Raw genomic sequence first — 19,642 nt, 5'->3', positions numbered from 1 at the left:
GCCCGATTCAAGTCAAGAAAATCAGGGGGTCTCGATCTTTCCATAATCGATAGCTGTGCGCACTTGTCGCGCAAAGAGCACCGGATCCACCGGTTTGGCGAGGATTTTGGGCGCCTCCCCGGGCAGATCGATCAGGCGCGGCGGGTATCCGCTACAAAAGATGACAGGCAATCCGGGGCGCAGGTCTCGAATCGCGGCGGCGAGCTCCAGCCCGCTCATATCCGGCATCACCATGTCCGAGATCACCAGATCATAGGCCTCCTGCGCGGCGGTGAAGGCCGAGAGGGCCTGTCGCGGGGCCGTGAAGGCATCGACCCGGTAGCCGAGCCGCTGCAGAAGCCGGCGCAACGTGCCAGCCACCTCGGCCTCGTCATCGACCAGAAGCACCCGCTCCGACCCGCGGGGCAGGTCGCGCTCGGCATCGGCCTGCGCGACGGCCACGTCATTGGCGCGCGGCAGATAAATGTCGAACCGGGCACCGGCGCCAGGGGCGGAATCCACGGTGATCACGCCTTCCATGTCCTCGACCAGACCAAAAACCACCGCGAGACCAAGGCCGGAACCCTTCCCGAGCGGTTTTGTCGTGAAAAACGGATCGAAGAGGTGCTTGAGCGTCTGGGGCTGCATGCCCGGACCGTTATCCGCAACCTGCAGGCGCACCCATTCGGCTCGGTCGCGGGCCATGTCCTCGGGCGGGGCGTCCGCGCTGATCGTGACCTCCACCACGCCTGCGGCCCCGTTCATGGCCTCGGCACCGTTGCGGCAGAGATTCATGATGATCTGGTGCAGATGGGTCGGGTCCCCGAGCACGGCGAGCGGGGTGTCATCGGGCGTATAGCGCAGCTCCACCATGGGCGGGATCGAGGCCCGCAGGAGCATCAGCACCTCGGAGACGATCTCGTGCAGCAGCACCGGCTGGCGCTTGCCAGGCTCGCGCCGGGCAAAGGTCAGAAGTTCGCGCACGAGGGACTGGGCGCGGCGGGCGGCGATCTCGATCTGGTCGATCTCCTGCGCCAGATCGCTGCCTTCGGGCGCATCGAGCGCGGCCAGATGGCTTGCCCCGACGATGGTGGTCAGGATGTTGTTGAAATCATGGGCCACGCCCCCGGCGAGCTGACCCACGGCCTCCAGCTTCTGGGCGCGGACCACGTGGTCACGGGCCCGGCGCGCCTCGGTGATGTCCTCGCCCAGACCTGCGAAGTTCTGCACCGCGCCCTGGGCATCCAGGAGCGGCAGCAGGGTCGTCTCGGCCCAATAGCTCGACCCGTCCTTGCGCAGATTGCGGAACACCCCGCGCCAGATCTCGCCGCGGCCCAGCGTCTCGCGGATCTCGGCATAGGCGTGATCCTCGGTATCGCCGGATTGCAGGAAGGCCGGGGTCTTGCCCCGGATCTCCTCCCGGGACCAACCGGTGAGCGCCTCGAACTTCGCATTGGCGTATTCGATCTGGCCCTTTGTGTCGGTCATCAGGATGGTTGTCGGGCTTTGCTCGACAATGGTGGTCAGCCGCGCTTGCGCCTGCTCCAGAAGCTTGCGTTCCGCCAGCTCCCGGGCGAGCCGTGCATTGGCCGCGTTCAGATCCCGGAACATGAGATAAAGGAGCCAGCCAATGGCCAAGGCGGCCAGAACCAGAGCAGCGATGGACCAAAAGCCGATCCAGATCAGCCGGTTGCCTTCGGTGACGGAGGCGAGGATGCGCTGCGTGCTGACCTCCTGCGCGTCCAGCCAGACCTCCTCAAGCCGGGCGAGGGCGGCGAGCGCTTCGGAATCGTCCACGCGCACCAGCGCATCCGTGCGCGCCGGAGGCCAGCCGAACCGCGCGGCGGTCTGGGCCTGGGGCAGGGTCTGCTCATAGGTGCGGATCGTGTCGGCAATGGCCGAAAGCGCGGTCTCTTCACTGGGCTGGAGCGCAAGCGTGCGATACTCGGCAATCGTCTCGCGAAACTGGGCAATCTGCGCGGTGGTGGCCTGCAGATAGACATCCTCCTGCCGCAGCACGTAGTTCTTGAAGTTGTGGATGATCCCGCCATAGCCGAGATAGCCGCGGATCTCGCTGATCAGGGTTCCCTTGCGCTCGGCGCTGACCGTGTAGCTGTCCCAACTGGCCGAGATCTCGCGGAATTGCGTGCGGGTCTGGAGGCCCAGCGTGACCCCGAGACCGACCGTGACCGAGATCAAGGCGAGGGCCGCCGCAGCGATCCATAAGGGTCGTGTCTGGCGGAAGCTGGGGTCAGGGACACGCATGGCGCGAATCATGACCCCCCGATACCGCACCACGCAAGGGAAGAGTGGCGAACCGCGTCACCGGGGAGGGCCAGCAGGCCGATGAAGGACCATATCGTGATCGTGGATGACGACCAGCAGGTCACGTCATTCCTCAAGAGATTCTTTTCCAAGCATGGCTATCGCGCGACCGGTGTCTCGACCTCGGCCGAGCTCTTCGAGACGTTGGAGCACCAGGCGGCGGATCTGGTCGTGCTGGACCTGATCCTGCCCGATGAGGACGGGCTCGACGTGGCAAGGCGTCTGCAACAGCATTGGGATGTGCCGATCATCATGCTCTCGGCGCGCGATGAGCTCTATGACCGGATCATCGGGCTGGAGGTCGGGGCCGATGACTATGTCACCAAACCCTATGAGCCGCGGGAGCTTTTGGCCCGGGTCCGTTCGGTTCTGCGCCGGGTTCACCGGCTGGGGCAGGCTCCGGGCGGGATGGGGATGGCTGACAGTCAGCGCTACCGTTTTGGGGCGGTGGAGTTCGATCTGGCGGCGCTCCGGGCAACGCGGGCGGAGGACGGTCAGAACCTTGAGCTGACCAATACCGAGGCGACCCTGCTGAAGGTGATTGTCGCGGGGCAGGGGGAGGTGGTCTCGCGGGCCGAGATCCTCGACCAGGTCTATGGCAATGCGGCCACGATCACGGATCGGGCCATTGATGCCCATATCGTGCGGCTGCGGCGCAAGCTGGCGCTGGCCTCGCCCGACGCGGACCTGATTGTGACCGTGCACGGGGCCGGCTACCGGCTCGCGGCGGCGGTGCTTCCGGCGCCGGTGAAACCGGCACCGCGCATGGAGCCGAGCGCCGCACCGCGCCCCTGAGCGGCGGGTTGCGCTGGTCCCCGGCGCGCGCTTTGCTAGGGTGGCCCCGCAGCGGAGGGAGACATCTGTGAGCCAAGACACCGAGAGCTGGATCGAGCGGTTTGCCGGGCTGGCCGCCTTGCCGACGGATCTGCGTCGCGCGCTTGTTGCGGGCAGCCGGATCCTCTCTGTGCCCGAGGGAACGGAGGTATTCGCGCCGGGTCAGTCCCCGGATCATCTGCTCTTGCTGCTTGAAGGATCGGTCCGCGTGCAGCAGATCTCCGAAAGCGGGCGAGAGGTGTTTCTCTACCGGGTCCATGCGGGGGAAAGTTGCGTTCTGACAACGGCTTGTATGCTGGCCTTCGAGGAATACGCGGCCTTCGGTGTGGCCGAGACCCCGGTGCGCGCCGTCGCGATCCCCCGGGGGACCTTCGACGATCTGACCGCGCGCTCGGAGACGTTCCGGCAGTTTGTCTTCAAGGCCTACTCCCGGCGGATCACGGATCTCTTTTCCCTGATCGACAGCATTGTCTTCCAGCGCATGGATGTGCGTCTGGCGGCGCGTCTGCTGGAGCTCGCAGATGGGGACGGGGTGGTCCATGCCACCCACCAGGTGCTCAGCACCGAGCTTGGGACTGCGCGCGAGGTGATCTCGCGGACGCTGGCCGAGTTCCAGCGCCGGGGGTGGATCGTCCAGCGGCGTGGCGCGGTGGAGCTGGTGGGCCCCGAAGGCCTGCGCCGCTTGAGCGAAGCCTCCGGCGCGCGCTGAACCCGATGCCCCGTACACAAACCCGCACATGAAAAAGCCGCCCGGCGAAGGGCGGCTTTTCGGTTTTCTAGCGGTCGGGCTTAGCCGATGATCGCGTTCAGCGTGGCGCTCGGGCGCATCACGGCGGCAACCTTGGCCGGATCGCCATGGTAGTAGCCGCCCAGATCCGCGGGGCTGCCGGCACCGGCGGCGAGCTCTGCCAGAATGGCCTCTTCACCCGAGGCGAGCTTCTCGGCCATGGGCGCGAAATGCGCGGCCAGATCTGCATCTTCGGACTGCGCCGCCAGCGCCTCGGCCCAGTAGCGAGCGAACCAGTAGTGGCTCGCGCGGTTGTCCGGCTGACCCACCTTGCGGCCCGGGGAGCGGTCGAATTCCAGCACCTTCTGGGTCGCGGCCTCGATCGCGGCGCCGAGCACGGCGGCCTTGGCGTTGTCGCGGGACTGGGCGAGGAAGGCGAAGCTCTCACCCAGGGCGCAGAACTCGCCGAGGCTGTCCCAGCGCAGGTGGTTCTCTTCCATCAGCTGCTGCACGTGCTTGGGGGCCGAGCCGCCCGCGCCGGTCTCAAAGAGCCCGCCGCCCTGCATCAGCTTCACGATGGAGAGCATCTTGGCCGAGGTGCCCAGCTCAAGGATCGGGAAGAGGTCGGTCAGGTAGTCGCGCAGCACGTTGCCGGTGATTGCGATGGTGCTGTCGCCCTTGGTGATCGTCTCGAGGCTGGCGATGGTGGCCTTCTCCGGCGACATGATCTCGAACTTGTCGGCCACGCCCGCGGCTTCGAGGATCGGGGTCACGTGCTTGATCAGCTCCGCGTCATGGGCGCGGTCCGCATCCAGCCAGAAGATCGCGCGATAGCCGGTCAGGGCCTGACGCTGGATCGCGACATTGACCCAATCCTCGATCGGCGCCTTCTTCGCGGTGCAGGAGCGCCAGATATCGCCCGCCTCGACGCTGTGGCTGTGCAGCACATCGCCATTGGCCGCGATCATCCGGATCGTGCCTGCGGCAGGGGCTTCGAACGTGGTCGGGTGGGAGCCGTATTCCTCGGCCTTCTGGGCCATCAGGCCCAGGTTTTGCACGGTGCCCGCAGTGGTCACGTCGAGTTTCCCGTTCGCCTTGAAGAAGGCGATGCTCGCGTCATAGACCGGCGCGTAGCTGGAGTCCGGGATCACGCAGACCGTGTCGGCTTCGTTCCCATCCGGGCCCCAGCCCTTGCCGCCCGCGCGGATCACGGCGGGCATGGAGGCGTCGATGATCACATCGGACGGCACATGCAGGTTGGTGATGCCCTTGTCGGAGTTGACCATATACATGGGCGGCTGCTTGGCGAGCACGGCGGCGTAGTCGGCCAGAACCGCTTCGGAGGCGCCGTCGAGCACAGTGCCCATGCCGCCACGGCTGCCGGCGAGTTCGGGGTGCTTTTCAAAGAGCTCGGCGAAGAAGACCTCCACCGCGTGGCCGAAGATGATCGGGTCAGAGACCTTCATCATCGTGGCCTTCATGTGCAGAGACCACAGGACGCCTGCCTCCCGGGTTGCCTCGATCGTGTCGGCGAGGAAGCTGCGCAGGGCGGCGACGGACATGTAGGTCGCGTCGACCACGGTCCCGGCTTCGAGCGGCACGCCGTCCTTCAGGACCGAAACCCCGTCGGGACCGTCAAACTCGATCCGGGCGCCGCCCGCCTGGGCCTCGGTCACGGTGGTCGAGGTCTCGTTGGAGCAGAAATCCTTCGCGCCCATGGTCATGACGGTCGTCTTGCTATCCGCAGTCCACTCGCCCATCCGGTGCGGGTTGGCCTGGGCATAGCTTTTGACGGCCTGTGCCGCGCGGCGATCCGAGTTGCCTTCGCGCAGGACCGGGTTCACCGCCGAGCCCTTGACCGCGTCATAGGCCGCCTTGATCTTCTCTTCCTCCGGGGAGGCGGGGTTGGCCGGGTAGGAGGGCACGTCGTGACCCTGGGCCTGCAGTTCCGCGATTGCGGCGTCGAGCTGCGGCTGGGAAGCCGAAATGTTCGGCAGCTTGATGACATTGGCCTCTGCGGTTTTCACCAGATCGCCCAGTTCCGCCAGGTGATCCTGTGCGCCCGCCACGGCGGCGAGGATGCGGCCGGCCAGGCTGATATCCCGGGTGCCCACGGTCACGCCCGCAGGCGCGGCAAAGGCCTGGATGATCGGCAGGAGCGACGCGCTCGCCAGTTCAGGCGCCTCGTCAACGGTGGTGTACACGATATCCGGGTTCGTTTGATCGGCCATAGTCAGTTACCTTCCGGCGAAAGTGGATCAGGTCCGCGCCGAGGCCTGCACCCCGGGCACGCGCATGTGAGCAGTCAGCAATCGTTCCGTACACAACGGTATACGATCGTCACAGACCGCCTAAATCAGCCCCGATGGGAGATCAACCGGACAAACGCGCGCGGGGGGCGGATTCGCGGGCGGGGCCCCTGCATTCCGGTGCTGTTCGGCCGTAAACTGCCCTAGTCTTGGGCGATCCGTGCATCCGCGTCGATCTCGACCCGGTAGCCGCCGATCAGCCCGGCCACAACCACGAGCGTGTTCGCGGGTTTGATCGCGCCGAAGACCCGGCCATGGGCTTCGGAGATCGCGTCCACATCCGCCGGGTCGGTGATGTAGATGCGCGTGCGGATCACATCCTCCATGGATCCGCCCAGGGCGGCGAGGCTCGCGGCAATGCGGTCGAGGATGAAAGTCGTCTGCGCCCCTGCATCCTCGGGCGCGACCACCCGGTCGCTTCCGGCGGTGGCGGTGGTGCCCGAGATCGAGACGATCCCGCCATCGCGCCGCGCCCGCGCATAGCCCGCGATATCCTCCCATTTCGTGCCGGTCACCACGTGGGGGCCACGCAGCCCGTCCGAGGCGCGCACGGCGCGCGGCATCTCCGAGAGGTGATGGCTCAGATCCCCGGACGCGGTCAGAAACGGCGGCACCCGGTACTCATCCCCGCAATCTCCGGGCACCATTTCTGTGCCCTTAAAGGCAGCCTCGAGCACGGCGTGGTCTGCGGCGCTGAGGGTGAAGTCAAAGAGGCGGGCATTGTCCGCGATATGCGCGCGCTCGCCGAGCCGCGCGCCGATGATCACCCCGGCCACATGGGGCTGTTCCAGCACCCAGCGCGTGGCGACATTCGGGATCGACACGCCATGCCGGTCGGCCACGGTCCTGGCGGCGCGCAGGATCCCCTGAAACCCGTCCCAACCCCCGGCCGCCGCGATGAAGCGGTGATACTTCATCTTGCTCCAGTCAGTGATCTCTGCGGGCTCGGGCTGGTCCAGCCAGCGCTCCGACAGAAACCCACCGCAGAGTGTGCCATAGGCCAGAAGCCGCACGCCCAGATCGGCGCAGGTCTCGGCCAGGGGGCCCGCCGCGCGCCGGTCCAGCAGCGAGAAGGACACCTGATTGCTCACCAGCTGCACGCCATCCGCCACGGCCACGCGCAGATGGGCCGCATCGAAATTCGTCACGCCAATCTCGGCGATCAGCCCCTCCCGGCGCAGGGCGGCGAGCTGGTGCAGCGCGTCGAGCCACGCAGGATGCTCGAAACTCCACCAGTGGAACTGTAAAAGGTCGACCTGCTCGACGCCCAGCCGCTCCAGCCGTTCCATGACGCCGGCCCGGACGATTTCGGCGGTCATCGGCCCCGGGCTGGGGCACCATTTCGTGGCCACCATGGTCGGCGGCTCGGGCTGCCGCGCCAGCAGGCGACCGGCGATGATCTCGGCGCTGCCATAATGGTCGGCCATATCGAAACTGGTGAACCCCGCTGCGTGGTACGCCGCCAGATGGTCGGCGGAGGTCTCGGGGTCGAGAACCGTGCCGTCCTTCTCCATATCCGCCACCTGCCACAGGCCGGTCAGTGCGCGGCTGATCCGAAGTTGGCCAAGATCGGTCTCATCGGGACGGGTCATGCGTCATCCTCTGGTAGGAGCACCCGGAAACTGCGGGCGATGTCCTGGCGCAAGGCCGTTTGCGCGGCGTCGCGCGCCCCGGCCCGCAGGGCGGAGATGATCTCCACATGGTGGGTGTGCTGGGCGATCTGGCGGGCATCCTCATGCTGCATCACCAGATGCAGACAGGCGCCGTATTGCAGCCAGAGCGCCTCGATCAGGGGCAGGATCACCGTGCTCTCGGAATGGCGATAGAGCGTCAGGTGGAAGTCGTAGTTTTGTTGCAGATCGGGCTCCGGCCCCGGAGGCTCGGCTAGGATCGCCTCGAGCCGGTCGATCAACGCGGGCTCCATCCGGTCCATGCTGAGATCGAGGGCCAGCGCCTCCAGCGTCTCGCGGGCGCTCTTGAGCTCGCGGATCCGCGCTGTATCGAGGGGCGGCACCATCAGCGAGCGGTTCGGCATATCCACCAGCGCGCCCTCGGCCACGAGGCGCCGGACAGCCTCCCGCACGGGCGTCATGGAGGTGCCCAGCATATCGGCCAGGGTGCGCAGGCTCACCTGATCTCCGGGGCCGAACTCGCCGCGCGTGAAGGCGCCGCGCAGCTCCTGATAGACGGTGTCGCGCAGGCTGGTCGGGTCGATCCGGGCGATGTTGAGCGCGCACATGGGCGAAACCTCTCGGGCTCGGGGCGGGCTTTCAGGTGGAGCATAGGGCGATTGACAGGTCAAGAATAACCTATCTACGATAACATATCACAGTTGGTGACGGGCAGAGTTGGATGCAGGATCACAAGACCGAAGAGGGCGTCTGGCTCTACGATCTGCGCGTAGAGACCGTGCTCGATCCGGACCGCCCCCCGGTCTGTCGTCATGTGGCCGGAGAGAGCTTCCGCGTGGAGGGTGAGGCGCTGGTCTTTGAAGCCGGGCAGCGGGTTTCGATGTATGCGCTGGCCGCGCTGCTGCCCCTCTTGCCCGCCAAGCAGCGCGAGACAGCACCCGGCGACTGGATGTCGACGGATGCCGAGGTGGCCTGCCCCGATCCCCATTGTGGGGGGCGGTTCCGCATCACCCGAGAGGCCAAACGCTGGTTCGCCCATGCGGAGACCACCGGGCTGCCCGAGGCGCGCGGCACCCCCTATTGGGCAAAGGACGGCTCATGAGCGCGGCGGAAATCACGGCCCTGCGCCCGGATCATGAGATCTCGCGCGTGATCAAGGGCGGCTGGCAGCTCGCCGGAGACCATGGGGCGGTGGACCGCGCCACGGCGATCCGCGACATGGAGGCTTTTCTCGACGCCGGGATCACCACCTTCGATTGCGCGGATATCTATGTGGGCGTCGAAGAAATGATCGGACAGTTCATCGCCGATCTGCGCCACCGCCGTGGGGCCTCGGTCGCCGCGCGCGTCAAGGTCCATACCAAGCTCGTGCCCGATCTCGGACGGCTCGCGGAACTGCGTCCTGAGGAAGTCGTTGCGATCGTGGATCGGTCCCTTGCCCGGCTGCAGGTGGAGCGGCTCGATCTGGTGCAGTTCTTCTGGTGGGACATGACCCAGGGCGCGCCGACCGAGGCGTTGTCTTTCCTGAAAGACGAGCAGGCCAAGGGCAAGATCGGCCATCTGGGCGTCACCAATTGGGATATCGCCGAGACCGCGCAATTCGTGGAGGCCGGGTTCGATGTGATCTCGACCCAGGTGCAATACTCCGTGCTCGACCCGCGCCCGCGCAACGGGCTGACCGATTGGGCCGCCGGGCAAGACATCCAGCTCCTCTGCTATGGCTCTCTTGCGGGCGGGTTCCTGACCGAGGATTGGCTGGGCGCCCCGGATCCGGGCTTTGCGTTTGAGAACCGGTCGCTGGTCAAGTATCGGCTGATCATTGACGAGTTTGGCCCCTGGGCGCGGTTTCAGGATCTGCTGCGGCTGCTGCGCGAGATCGGGACCAAGCATGGCGTCGGGCTGAGCGCGGTGGCCACGCGCTATGTGCTCGACCAGCCGCAGGTGGCCGCGGCGATCGTCGGTGCGCGCTATGCCAGACATCTGCCCCGCACGCTGGAGGTTTTCGGCTGGACCCTGGACGAGGAGGATCGGGCTGCTTTGGACGGGCTTCTGTCTCAGGCCAAGGGACCCAAGGGGCCGGTTTACGGCCTCGAGCGGGATCGCGGCGGACGCCATGGGCGGATCATGAAATACAACCTCAACACCAAGCCCGATGACGCGGTGCTGGGGGCGGGCACGTGAGCGCGCCGATCCTCGCCACCAAAGGGCTGTCCCATTTCTTTGGCCCGTTTCAGGCATTGACCGATGTCTCGCTCGAGATCGCGCCGGGCAGCATGACCGGGCTGATCGGGCCGAATGGCGCGGGCAAATCAACCCTGTTCAACGTACTGACCGGGGCCCTGCGCCCCAGCGCGGGGCAGGTCCTGCTGGAAGGGGCGGAAGTCACCGGGCAATCGCCTGACGCACTCTTCCGTGCCGGGCTCGCGCGGAGTTTTCAGATCCCGCGCCCATTCGCGAAGATGAGCGTGCTGGAGAACGTTATGCTCGCGCCCATGGGGCAGGTGGGCGAGCGGCTCTGGGGGGCGTTCCTGAGCGCCAAGGCCATGCGACGGCAGGAGGAGGAGATCCGCGCCCGCGCCATGGAAGTGCTGGAGTTCGTGACCCTCGCCAAGCTCGCCGATCAGGCTGCGGGGCAGATCTCGGGCGGGCAGATGAAGCTCTTGGAGCTCGCGCGGGTCTTGATGGGCGATCCGTCGGTCATCCTGCTTGATGAACCTGCCGCCGGGGTGAACCCGGTGCTGACCGAGGTGCTGATCGACAAGATCGAGACCCTGAACCGGACGGGCAAGACTTTTGTGATTATCGAGCATGACATGGATTTCGTCATGCGCCATTGCACGCCGATCATCGCCTTGGGGCAGGGGCGGGTTATCTTCGAGGGCACGCCAGAGGATGCGCTGGCGGACCCGGTACTGCTCGATGCCTATCTCGGGGCGCAGGCGGATGGCTGACGCGCTGCGGATCTCCGGGCTGGTGGCGGGGTATCGCCCCCATCTGCCGATCCTGCATGGGGTCGACCTGCGCGCGGCGGCGGGCAAGGTGACCGTGATCATCGGGCCCAATGGGGCGGGCAAATCCACGCTGATCAAGGCGGTGGCGGGGCTCGTGCCGGTCTCAAACGGGACCATCACCACCGAGGCTGAGGAGATCACAAATCTGCGCCCGGATCTTCTGGCGCGCCACGGGGTCGCCTATGTGCCGCAATCGGACAATATCTTTCGCACGCTCACCGTGCGCGAAAACCTCGATCTGGTGCTGCGCCATGCGGGCCGCGATGCGGGCGACCGGCGCGCGGCACTCTTGCGGCAATTCCCGGTGCTGTCGGACAAGCTGACGGACAAGGCCGGAGCGCTCTCGGGCGGGCAGCGGCAATTCCTCGCCGTGGCCATGGCGCTGGCCACGGAGCCGCGGCTGGTCTTGATGGACGAGCCCTCGGCGGGTCTCGCGCCCAAGGCGGCGCAAGAGGTGCTGGAGCATGCGCGCAGCTTGACCGAGCATGGGGTGACGATCCTGCTGGTGGAGCAGAATGTGAAACAGGCGCTGCGCCTCTCGGATCACTGCTACATCCTCGCCGATGGCCGCAATCAGCTCGACGGGGCGGCGGCGGATCTGCTGACCGATCCGGTGGTTGGCCAGATCTATCTCGGTGGCAAGCGGGTGGCGGCCTCATGATCCAGCATCTGCTCGATGGCATCCTCGTGGGCGCGATCCTGTCCCTCGGCGCGATCGGTCTGACCATGACCATGCATATGCTGCGCTTTGCCAATTTCGCCCATGCGGAGCTTCTGTCCATCGGCGCCTATGCGGCGCTGGTTTTTGACGGGCTCTTCGCGGTCCTGCTGCCGCAGCTGGACGCGGCGCTGCCCATGCTGAGCCTGACCTGGACACTGAGCCTTGCCACGGTGCTGAGCATGGGGCTCACGGGTCTATCGGCAATTGCCATCGACCGGCTGGTCTTTCGCCGGGTGCGCGAGAAGGGCGGGGAGCTGTCGATGGTCTTTGCCTCCTTCGGGGTGGCGATGGTCATCCGCAACCTGCTGGGCCTCGGCTTCGGGCTGAACACGCAGCTCTATTCGGACGAAATCGTCTTCGCGCAGGTGTTGAGCTATGAGCCGCTGGTGCTGGTGAAACCCGATCAGGTCTTCGCGCTGATTGCGGCGCTGGTGTTGATGTTCGTGCTCCATCTGGTGCTGTCGCGCACAACCTTCGGGTTTTCCCTGCGTGCGGTGGCTGAGAACCCGAGCCTCGCGCAGGTCTCGGGCATCAATCTGCAGCGCATGGTGGCGCTGATCTGGATCATCGGGGGTAGCCTCGCGGCCGTGGCGGGGATCTTCTACGGGCTGACCAATCAGATCACGCCGGTGATCGGGCGGGATCTGGTCCTGCCGATCTTTGCGGCGACCATCGTCGGGGGGATCGGCTCGATTTATGGCGCGGTGCTGGGCGGGTTCCTTGTCGGGGTCGCCGCCAATCTCGCGCTGGTGATCCTGCCCTCGGGCTACAGCCCGTCGGTGCCCTTCCTCATCCTTGTGCTGGTGCTGGTCCTGCGGCCCCATGGCCTGTTTGGGGAGGCGCGGGAGGCATGATCGGTCTGCTCTCCTATCTCGTGTTCTTCAGCACGCTGGCGGGCATTCTCGCTATTGCGGTGCTGGGGCTGAACCTGCAATGGGGGAATACGGGGCTCTTCAATGGAGGCGTGGTCGCGTTTTTCGGCGCGGGCGGCTACGCGACGCTGATCCTTGGGGGCACGCCGCAAGCGGCCCATCTCGGTGGGTTTGACTTGCCCTACGGGATCGCCCTGGCGGGCGCGCTGTTCATCGCGGGGCTGTTGGCCTGGGGTGTCGGGTTGCTCACCCTGCGCCTACGCCACGACTACCTCGCCATTGCGACCTTCGGCGTTGCCGTCGCCTTCGAGAACCTCATGCGCAATGCCGAAGCCCTTGCCGGAGGCGCCTCGGGCGTGCGCGGGTTTGAGCGACCCCTGAGCGACCTGCTCGGTGCTGGGCTCAGCTACAACATCGCCTTTCTCGCCTTCGTGCTGACGGCGCTGATCCTGACCTATCTCGGGCTGGAGCGGTTGATCCGTGGTCCCTTCGGGCGGCTCCTCCGGGCGATCCGAGAGGATGAAACCGCAGCCCGCGCGCTGGGCAAGACGCCGGAGCGCGTGCGTCTCGTCGCGTTCATCGCAGGTTCGGTGATCATGGGGCTGGCCGGAGGGCTCTATGCGACGTTCTACGCCTTCATCAGCCCTCAGGATGTCCTGCCGATCCTGACCTTTCAGATCTGGGCGATGCTCATCGTGGGCGGGGCCGGCAACAATCGCGGGGCCATCGCGGGCGCCTTCCTGATCTGGGGCGCCTGGACCGCGAGCGGCTGGGCCCTGTCGCGCTTCGCCCCCGTGGATGTGCAGCTTTATACCGGGTCGATCCAGTTCGTGCTGATCGGCCTCGTCATCGTTGGCATGCTGCTCTGGAGGCCTCAGGGCCTCTTCCCAGAGCGGCTTGTCGTGTCACAATCGGGACAACCCGACAGATAAAAACCAGGGAGACTTTCATGACCAGATCCAAGACTTTCTCGCGCGCAGGCCTGATGCTCGGCGTGACCTTCGTGGCCGCGAGCCTCGGCGGGGCGGCGGCTGCGCAATCCTGCACCACCAAGATCGGGGCGGTGCTGCCGACCTCGGTTGATTGGGGCAAGCCCATCGCGGCTACGGCGCAGTTCGCCGTGGATCAAGTGAATGAGGCGGGCGGCGTGAATGGCTGCCAGATCGAGATGGTACTGCGCGACAGTCAGGTCGACCCCAAGGTCGGTGTGGACGCGGCCAAGGCGCTGGTGGATCTCGACGGGATCGATGTGCTGCTGGGCGCGGTCTCCTCCGGGGTGTCCATGCCGATCCTTACCTCGGTCACGGTGCCCTCGGGCGTGATGCAGATGTCGTGCTGTTCGTCCTCGACCGTGTTCACCGGGCTCGCCGAAGAGGGCAAGACCGAGGGCCTCTGGTTCCGGACCTTCGCCACTTCGGGCGTGCAGGCGGCCATGGGGGCCAAGGTGGCCGCCGATCAGGGCTATAAATCCGTGGCCGTGCTCTACAAGAACGACGATTGGGGCCAGGATATCGGCAAGCTCGTGGCCGCGGATCTTGCGTCGCTGGGGATCGAGGTGACCGGCTCCGTCGCGCTGAATGACGGCCAGCCGTCGTATCGCGCCGAAGTGACCGAGGCCCTGCGCGGCAAGCCCGAGGCGATCTATCTCGCGCTTTACCCCAAGGAAGGGATCGCGGCGGTGCGCGAGTGGATCTCGCTCGGCGGGACCCAGAACATGATTGTCGCGAACTCTCTGAAATCCGAAGAGTTCGTCGAGAATGTCGGCCTGCAATTCCTCGGCAACACGCTGGGCACGGACACGGCCTCGCCCCGCGCCGCCTCGGCGGATGCCTTCGTGGCGAGCTACACCGAGAAGTTCGGCAGCGCGCCCACAGGGCCCGGCCTCGCCAACAGCTATGATGCGGCGATGATCGCGCTTCTCGCGATGCAGGCGGCGGGCGAAGGCGCGTCCGGGGCCGAGATCGCGGCCCAGATCGGGCGCGTGACCAACCCCGAGGGCATGCCGATCACCGCCGATGGCGCGGGCTTTACCAAAGCGGTCGAGGTTCTGGCCGGGGGCGGCGACGTCTTTTACCAGGGCGCTACGGGCAATGTGCAATTCGACGCCAATGGCGATGTCTCCGCCCCGGCGGTGATCTGGAGCTTCTCGGAGGCGGGCATCACCGAAGAGGAGTATGTCTCCCTCGACGATGTGAACGCCTTCATGGCCGGGCTGAACTGAGCCAGCGCGCACGCGTGTTCGAGGGGCCGTCCGTGCCGGGCGGCCCTTTGCGTTGCGCGGTGCCGGAATGATTGAACCCGGCCCGCGCTGCGCTAGAGTGATCGCCAAGCCGGGGAGGGCACTGCATCATGGGAAAACCGATTGTCATTCTGGGCATCTTCGTCGCCGATTGCACGTTTCGCGCCGGACGGATGCCGAAGATGGGCGAGACCCTACTTGGCAACAGCTTCGCGCTGAACCCCGGGGGCAAGGGCTCGAACCAGGCGATCGCCTGCGCGCGGGCCGGGGGTGATGCGCATATGATCACACGGCTCGGGGCGGATGCCTTTGCCGAAATGGCGGACGGGATCTGGCAGGAGGCGGGCGTCACCCCCCATGTCCATCCCATGCCTGAGAGCTATACGGGCGCGGCCCATATCTTCATCGAGGAGGCCACGGGCGACAATGCGATCATCGTGGCCCCGGGCGCGGCAGGCCATATGGATGGCAGCGATCTGGAGGCGGAGGCGTCGTTGATCGAGGGGGCAGGGGTCTTCATGACCCAGCTCGAGCAGCCTCTGGCCGCGGCCCATCGCGGGCTGGAGCTTGCGCGCGCGGCCGGGGTGACGACGATCCTCAACCCGGCCCCGGCGGCGGAGCTCTCTGACGCCCTACTCAGCCTCTGCGATCTCGTCACCCCGAATGAGAGCGAGGCCGAGGCGCTGACGGGCTTACCGGTCACCACCCTGGACAAGGCCGAGGCCGCCGCGGACGCCCTGCGTGCCCGGGGCGCCGGGGCGGCGATCATCACGCTCGGGGCGCAAGGGGTGCTCTACAAGGATGCCACGCGGCGGATCCACCAACCCTCCAAAACGCCCGGTCCCGTGGTTGAGACCACCGGGGCGGGGGATGCGTTCAATGGCGGGCTCGCCACTGCGCTCGCCGAAAGGCAATCCATGGAGGACGCTCTGGCCTTTGGCTGCGCAACCGCAGGGATCTCGGTGACGCGTCCGGGAGCGGGCCCTTCCATGCCAAAACGGGCAGAGATCGAGGCGTTTCTTGCGACCTTCTGAGCCGACCCCCGCGAGGCGCATCCGATGATCCTTGTGGTCACGCCCGAGACGGTGCTCGGCAAGTCGACGCTCGACACGACCTATGTGCCGCGGCGGCTGATGTCGCTTGGTGTCTGGGTCTATCCGCGCGGGGGGCTCTTCACGAAACTCTTCTGGCGGATCGTCTTTGAGAAATCACTGGCGCGCTACGTGATTGCGCTGCTGCCCTTTCCGCTCCTGATGATCGCGCGCCCGGATTGGGCCTTGGGGCTCAGCCAGGCGCCGCTGGCCATGTTCGGTTTCGTTCTGATCATCGAGACCTATGTGCTGACCGTCTCGGACCGCGACAAGCGGCGCGCGCTGGCGACGGAGGCCGAGGTCGCGCGGGTGCAGGACCTGTTGCAAGTGCGGGCAAAGTCCGTGCTGGCCCGGATTGCGGCGGCGCGGGACATGCGCGCGGGCGAGTTGCATCTGATGGTCGAGCAGTCGGGCCTGATCCGGGTGCCGCAGCTCACCTTTCTGTCGGTGCAGCAGGGGGGCGAGGATCCGCGGTTCCTGTCCCTGAGCCCTGAAGAGCGTCAGGACCTGCAGGATACGATCTTCGCCGAGGGCCTGACCGAGGAAGAGCTCCAACGGGTAAACCTCTCGCAGAACAAGCTTGAGGTGAGCATCGCCTTTGATCCGGCCGAGGTCTCCGCCCATGCGCGCCTCGCGGCCATGGCGCGGTCGCGTCCTGCCTAGCGCTCCATCGTCAGGACCGTGCCGAAGGGCGGGCGGGTCGCGGGAGGCTCGGCGCATGCCCAGATCACCGGGAGCCGTCCGGGGGCCTCGCCGAACGGGCCGTCGCAATCTGTCAGAAGCACGAGCGCCGAGGGGCTAAGCGCGCGCGCCTGCGCGATGACGTCCACAAAAGAGGTGCCTCCGTCGCGGCTGAACTCCCACTCGGCCAGGGTCTCGAACCAGCGCGCGCCGCGCATCTGGCGGTGGCTTTGGACCACCTCGTCAAAGAGCATGACGTGGATCTCGGCCATCACCCGGCGCCCGATCCGGGCGATCTGGGCCGCGAAATGTGCAAGATCCGTCCCGGTGATCGAGCTGGAGCAATCGAGGCCAAGCACGATCCGAGGCTGAAGGCTGTCGCGCTGTCTTGCGGGCTCGAACACGGGCACGGGGCGGGCGGTTGCGCGCGCCTCAGCCTCGGCGGCGACCCAACGCCCGGCGGGGCGACGATAGCTCGGCTGGGGCGCGTCGCGCAGGGCGCGGGCGAGGAGACCGCGCAGTGTTTGCTCCCACGGGGTGCGGCTCTCGGGGATATCGGCAAGCCGAAAGCCAAGCGCTCCGATCCCGCGCCCGGCGAGCTTGCCGGCCTCCAAAGCGCGGGCCAGATGCTGCCGCCACTCGAAATCCTGCGTCTCCCTGGTCTCCTCTTGACCCGCGCCCTCGTCGCGTTCCGGCGCGAGATCGGCGCGGTAGCCATCCGCCTCGGCGGCTTCGGCAAGCGCTTTGCGCGCCCTCTCTGAGTTTCCCTCGTCGCCGCCTCCGCCGCGCAGAGCCATATAGAGCCGCTCCGCATCATACTGGCCCAACAGATCGCGCGGGGTTTCCACGGGGGCGGCGCGGCCAAGGGTGGCGAGGGTCACATGGGGGCGGGGCTGTATATAGCCCGCCGCGCGCAGGGTCTCGTTGATCAGCACATCTGCCGCGATCCCGAAGAGGTCGGGCGCATAGGCGGGGCCGAGCCGCAGCTCCAGCGTCGCGGCGCGCGCGCTGTGGCGCAGGGCAACATGGAGGATGTGATGGGCGCAGAGCCCCATTTGCTCGGATAGGCTGAGCCCCTCGAAAGCGGGGCCATAGGCGATGCGGATGCCCTGGCTTTGCGCGGGCAGATCCCCGAGATCGCGATCCCGGTGCTGGCACCAAAGGGCCAGGGCCGCGAGGGCCGGATCCGCCTCAGAAAGCTTTTGCAGCGCCCTCGTGGCACGCGCGGAATGCGCCGAGGCCCTGGCCATGCTCAGGCGAGCCCGGCCTCTTCGCGCTGGCGCGCGTAATCGGCATAGGCTGGCGAGTCGAGAAAACTGTCGGCGAGATCGAGGGCGAGACCGCGCTGGATCAAGAGCTCGAACCCGTGGGTGCGCAGCTCCTCAAGGGGGAGGGTGCGAAAGATTGATTCGGGGCGTTTGTCCGCCAGTTTGGTCAGGTCCGCCATGCAGGCGATGATCCCCGGAGCGGTCTCGGCAGTGAGCGCGCCGATCAGCCCGTAGACCAGCGCATGGAGGCCGTGCATGCTATTGGGATAGAGGGCCAGACGCTTGCCGGGCTCGGTCCGCAAAAGCTCATCAATGCGCACGGTGGCGGCAACCTCGTCCGCGACCAGAGCGAACTCTGCGCCGATGGCCTCGCCCACAGTGCCAGCCACGAGGATGTTGCGCAGGCGCCGCTCGGACGTGGCCCGCAGGATCGCGCTGACCCTTGCCCAGGCGCGGGGCGTAGCGGCGATGACGTCATCGCGCTCCTGGGCGTCGCGGACCGTGCTGAGCAGGTCCCCCCGGCTGCGCAGAAAGGCGATGACCGCCGGGTGCAGGTTGTGGGGGATCGCGTAGTTCTCCAGCCAGTCCGACGCGCTCGCCACCACATGGAGGTGCACCAGACGATCGGACAGGGCGCTGCCCATCTCATAGGCGATGGCGCCGTCCTCGACCGTGTTCCCGGCGGCCACGAGGAACACGTTGTCCGGCAAGCGATGCTGGCCCACGCGCCGCTCCTGCAGCAGGCCATAGACCGTGGGTTGCAGGTTGGGTGCGGCAGCGGTGAGCTCATCGAGAAACAGCACCGACGGTGTCGCTGGATCGTCGGGCAGATCCTCCGGGCGGTACCAAATGGTCTTTTGCGCGTCGTGATCATAGTAGGGCAGGCCGCGCAGATCCTGCGGCTCGATCGTGGTCAGGCGCAGATCGAAAAGCCGTGCGCCAATCTCATCGGCGAGTTGCTGGATGATCTCGGTCTTGCCCACGCCGGGCGCGCCATGGAGCATATAGGCGGCGGTCAGATGTCCGGCTTTCTGCGCCGCCCAAGCCGTGCGCAGCACGTCGAGCGCCGTTCCGGCCGACACGGTCATTGCGTTCAGCGCCATGGCACCCCCTTTGTCATCCTCGCAGAGCTAGGGCGCGTCCGGGCGTGGTCGAGCGTCAGTGGGTCGTCACCTTGCTCGTGAGGGCATAGCGTTTCTGGGCCAGGGCCTCGCGGCGCTGCTGCTCTTCGCCCTTGCGAAAGCTGTCGCCGACAAAGTCGATATGCTCCCGCGCAGCGGCTTCAGCGGCATCCGCATCACGGCGCAGGATCGCCGCGCCGATCGCCTCATGCTGGGCCAAAAGCATCTCGCCCGTGCCGTCAATCGCCCGCAGGTAGTCGCGGTTGTAGAACACCCCGCGGCGGGTCAGCTCATATATCGACGACATCATGTGGCTGAGCATGGTGTTGTGCGAGGCATCCACGATGGAGGAGTGGAAGTCGATATCCGCCTCCATGGAAGTGCGGGCATCATGCGCCTCATGGGCCACGCGCATGGTCTCGAGATGCTGGGTGATCACCTTGGCATCGAATTCCGTGTGGCGATCGGCGGCGAGGCGGGCGGCAAAGGCCTCCTGCTCCTTGCGGTATTCCAGATACTCGAAGAAGGCCTCCCCGTGCCGGGAAAAGAGATCGAGCAGGGCAGGGGACATCGCCTTGTTCGTGAGCTGGGCAATGAAAGAGCCTTCGCCCTTGAGCGTTTCGATCAGCCCGTGATCCTCGAGCCGGCGCAGGGCCTCGCGCAGCTTTGGCCGCGAGACCGAGAGCGCCTCGGCCAGATCCCGTTCGGGGGGCAATTTGCTGCCCTGGCGCAAAACGCGGCTGACAATGAGCTCCTCGATCCGCTCAACGACCGCGTCTGCCACCGATTCGTGGTCGATGGGTTGGAAAATAGAAGCTTCGACAGGCATGGAG

Annotated in this window: 18 protein-coding genes; 11 read left to right on the top strand and 7 right to left on the bottom strand. The window is 66.5% G+C overall.

Annotated elements, in window-relative coordinates; translation table 11 throughout:
- Nucleotides 1-21: 21 nt before the first annotated feature.
- Nucleotides 22-2,244 carry a hybrid sensor histidine kinase/response regulator gene (locus ACP153_RS01635; RefSeq protein ID WP_424969230.1) on the bottom strand — a complete coding sequence of 741 codons (2,223 nt, stop codon included), beginning with the start codon at nt 2,242-2,244 and terminating at the stop codon, nt 22-24.
- 81 nt (nt 2,245-2,325) lie between these two features.
- Here ACP153_RS01635 and ACP153_RS01630 point away from each other — a divergent pair, with 81 nt between their 5' ends.
- Both ACP153_RS01630 and ACP153_RS01625 read left to right on the top strand, forming a co-directional pair.
- Nucleotides 2,326-3,099: a response regulator transcription factor gene (locus tag ACP153_RS01630; RefSeq protein WP_424969229.1), complete on the top strand. Its 774-nt coding sequence runs from the start codon at nt 2,326-2,328 to the stop codon at nt 3,097-3,099.
- A 67-nt stretch (nt 3,100-3,166) separates the two neighbouring features.
- Nucleotides 3,167-3,847, top strand: coding sequence for a Crp/Fnr family transcriptional regulator (locus tag ACP153_RS01625; RefSeq protein ID WP_424969228.1), 681 nt, complete (start codon nt 3,167-3,169; stop codon nt 3,845-3,847).
- Nucleotides 3,848-3,927: 80 nt separating this feature from the next.
- Here the strand turns inward: ACP153_RS01625 and ACP153_RS01620 are convergent, their stop codons facing one another.
- From ACP153_RS01620 to ACP153_RS01610, 3 genes are all read right to left on the bottom strand, one after another.
- Nucleotides 3,928-6,096, bottom strand: coding sequence for an NADP-dependent isocitrate dehydrogenase (locus tag ACP153_RS01620; protein ID WP_424969227.1), 2,169 nt, complete (start codon nt 6,094-6,096; stop codon nt 3,928-3,930).
- A gap of 221 nt (nt 6,097-6,317) precedes the next feature.
- Nucleotides 6,318-7,766 (bottom strand): aldo/keto reductase, encoded by a 1,449-nt coding sequence (locus ACP153_RS01615; RefSeq protein ID WP_424969225.1) that lies wholly within the window; start codon nt 7,764-7,766, stop codon nt 6,318-6,320.
- Nucleotides 7,763-8,413 (bottom strand): GntR family transcriptional regulator, encoded by a 651-nt coding sequence (locus ACP153_RS01610; protein WP_424969224.1) that lies wholly within the window; start codon nt 8,411-8,413, stop codon nt 7,763-7,765. The genes ACP153_RS01615 and ACP153_RS01610 overlap by 4 nt, the downstream gene beginning before the upstream one ends.
- 113 nt (nt 8,414-8,526) lie before the next feature.
- Between ACP153_RS01610 and ACP153_RS01605 the strand changes: the two genes are divergently transcribed.
- From ACP153_RS01605 to ACP153_RS01565, 9 genes are all read left to right on the top strand, one after another.
- Complete coding sequence (locus tag ACP153_RS01605; protein WP_424969222.1) at nt 8,527-8,907, top strand: TIGR04076 family protein; 381 nt, start codon at nt 8,527-8,529, stop codon at nt 8,905-8,907.
- Entirely contained in the window at nt 8,904-9,986 is a 1,083-nt protein-coding gene (locus ACP153_RS01600; RefSeq protein ID WP_424969221.1) for an aldo/keto reductase, read from the top strand. The genes ACP153_RS01605 and ACP153_RS01600 overlap by 4 nt, the downstream gene beginning before the upstream one ends.
- Nucleotides 9,983-10,756, top strand: coding sequence for an ABC transporter ATP-binding protein (locus ACP153_RS01595; RefSeq protein ID WP_424969220.1), 774 nt, complete (start codon nt 9,983-9,985; stop codon nt 10,754-10,756). The genes ACP153_RS01600 and ACP153_RS01595 overlap by 4 nt, the downstream gene beginning before the upstream one ends.
- The gene (locus tag ACP153_RS01590; protein WP_424969219.1) at nt 10,749-11,477 is read left to right on the top strand and encodes an ABC transporter ATP-binding protein; all 729 of its coding nucleotides are present in this window, start codon (nt 10,749-10,751) and stop codon (nt 11,475-11,477) included. Before ACP153_RS01595 ends, ACP153_RS01590 begins: the two co-directional genes overlap by 8 nt.
- Entirely contained in the window at nt 11,474-12,391 is a 918-nt protein-coding gene (locus ACP153_RS01585) for a branched-chain amino acid ABC transporter permease (RefSeq protein ID WP_424969218.1), read from the top strand. Before ACP153_RS01590 ends, ACP153_RS01585 begins: the two co-directional genes overlap by 4 nt.
- A complete protein-coding gene (locus ACP153_RS01580) occupies nt 12,388-13,341 on the top strand; it encodes a branched-chain amino acid ABC transporter permease (protein WP_424969217.1) in 954 nt (317 codons plus the stop codon). The genes ACP153_RS01585 and ACP153_RS01580 overlap by 4 nt, the downstream gene beginning before the upstream one ends.
- Nucleotides 13,342-13,358: 17 nt before the next feature.
- Nucleotides 13,359-14,630 (top strand): ABC transporter substrate-binding protein, encoded by a 1,272-nt coding sequence (locus ACP153_RS01575; protein ID WP_424969216.1) that lies wholly within the window; start codon nt 13,359-13,361, stop codon nt 14,628-14,630.
- 128 nt (nt 14,631-14,758) lie between these two features.
- Nucleotides 14,759-15,682, top strand: a complete 924-nt coding sequence (locus tag ACP153_RS01570; RefSeq protein ID WP_424969215.1) for a ribokinase — start codon at nt 14,759-14,761, stop codon at nt 15,680-15,682.
- A 24-nt stretch (nt 15,683-15,706) separates the two neighbouring features.
- Nucleotides 15,707-16,402, top strand: a complete 696-nt coding sequence (locus ACP153_RS01565) for a hypothetical protein (protein ID WP_424969214.1) — start codon at nt 15,707-15,709, stop codon at nt 16,400-16,402.
- Here ACP153_RS01565 and ACP153_RS01560 read toward each other — a convergent pair.
- From ACP153_RS01560 to ACP153_RS01550, 3 genes are read right to left on the bottom strand one after another with little or no spacing between them, the layout of a single operon-like run.
- Nucleotides 16,399-17,670 carry a DUF2201 family putative metallopeptidase gene (locus ACP153_RS01560; protein ID WP_424969213.1) on the bottom strand — a complete coding sequence of 424 codons (1,272 nt, stop codon included), beginning with the start codon at nt 17,668-17,670 and terminating at the stop codon, nt 16,399-16,401. The two genes, ACP153_RS01565 and ACP153_RS01560, sit on opposite strands and share 4 nt — an antisense overlap.
- A gap of 2 nt (nt 17,671-17,672) precedes the next feature.
- On the bottom strand, nt 17,673-18,791 hold the full coding sequence (locus ACP153_RS01555) for an AAA family ATPase (RefSeq protein WP_424969211.1): 1,119 nt from the start codon (nt 18,789-18,791) through the stop codon (nt 17,673-17,675).
- A gap of 55 nt (nt 18,792-18,846) precedes the next feature.
- Entirely contained in the window at nt 18,847-19,638 is a 792-nt protein-coding gene (locus tag ACP153_RS01550) for a FadR/GntR family transcriptional regulator (protein WP_424969210.1), read from the bottom strand.
- Between the last annotated feature and the right edge of the window lie 4 nt (nt 19,639-19,642).

It is taken from the genome of Dinoroseobacter sp. S76, from assembly GCF_049801095.1.
In the GTDB taxonomy this organism is placed as follows: Bacteria; Pseudomonadota; Alphaproteobacteria; order Rhodobacterales; family Rhodobacteraceae; genus Dinoroseobacter.
This window is presented reverse-complemented; position numbering and strand designations above follow the sequence as displayed.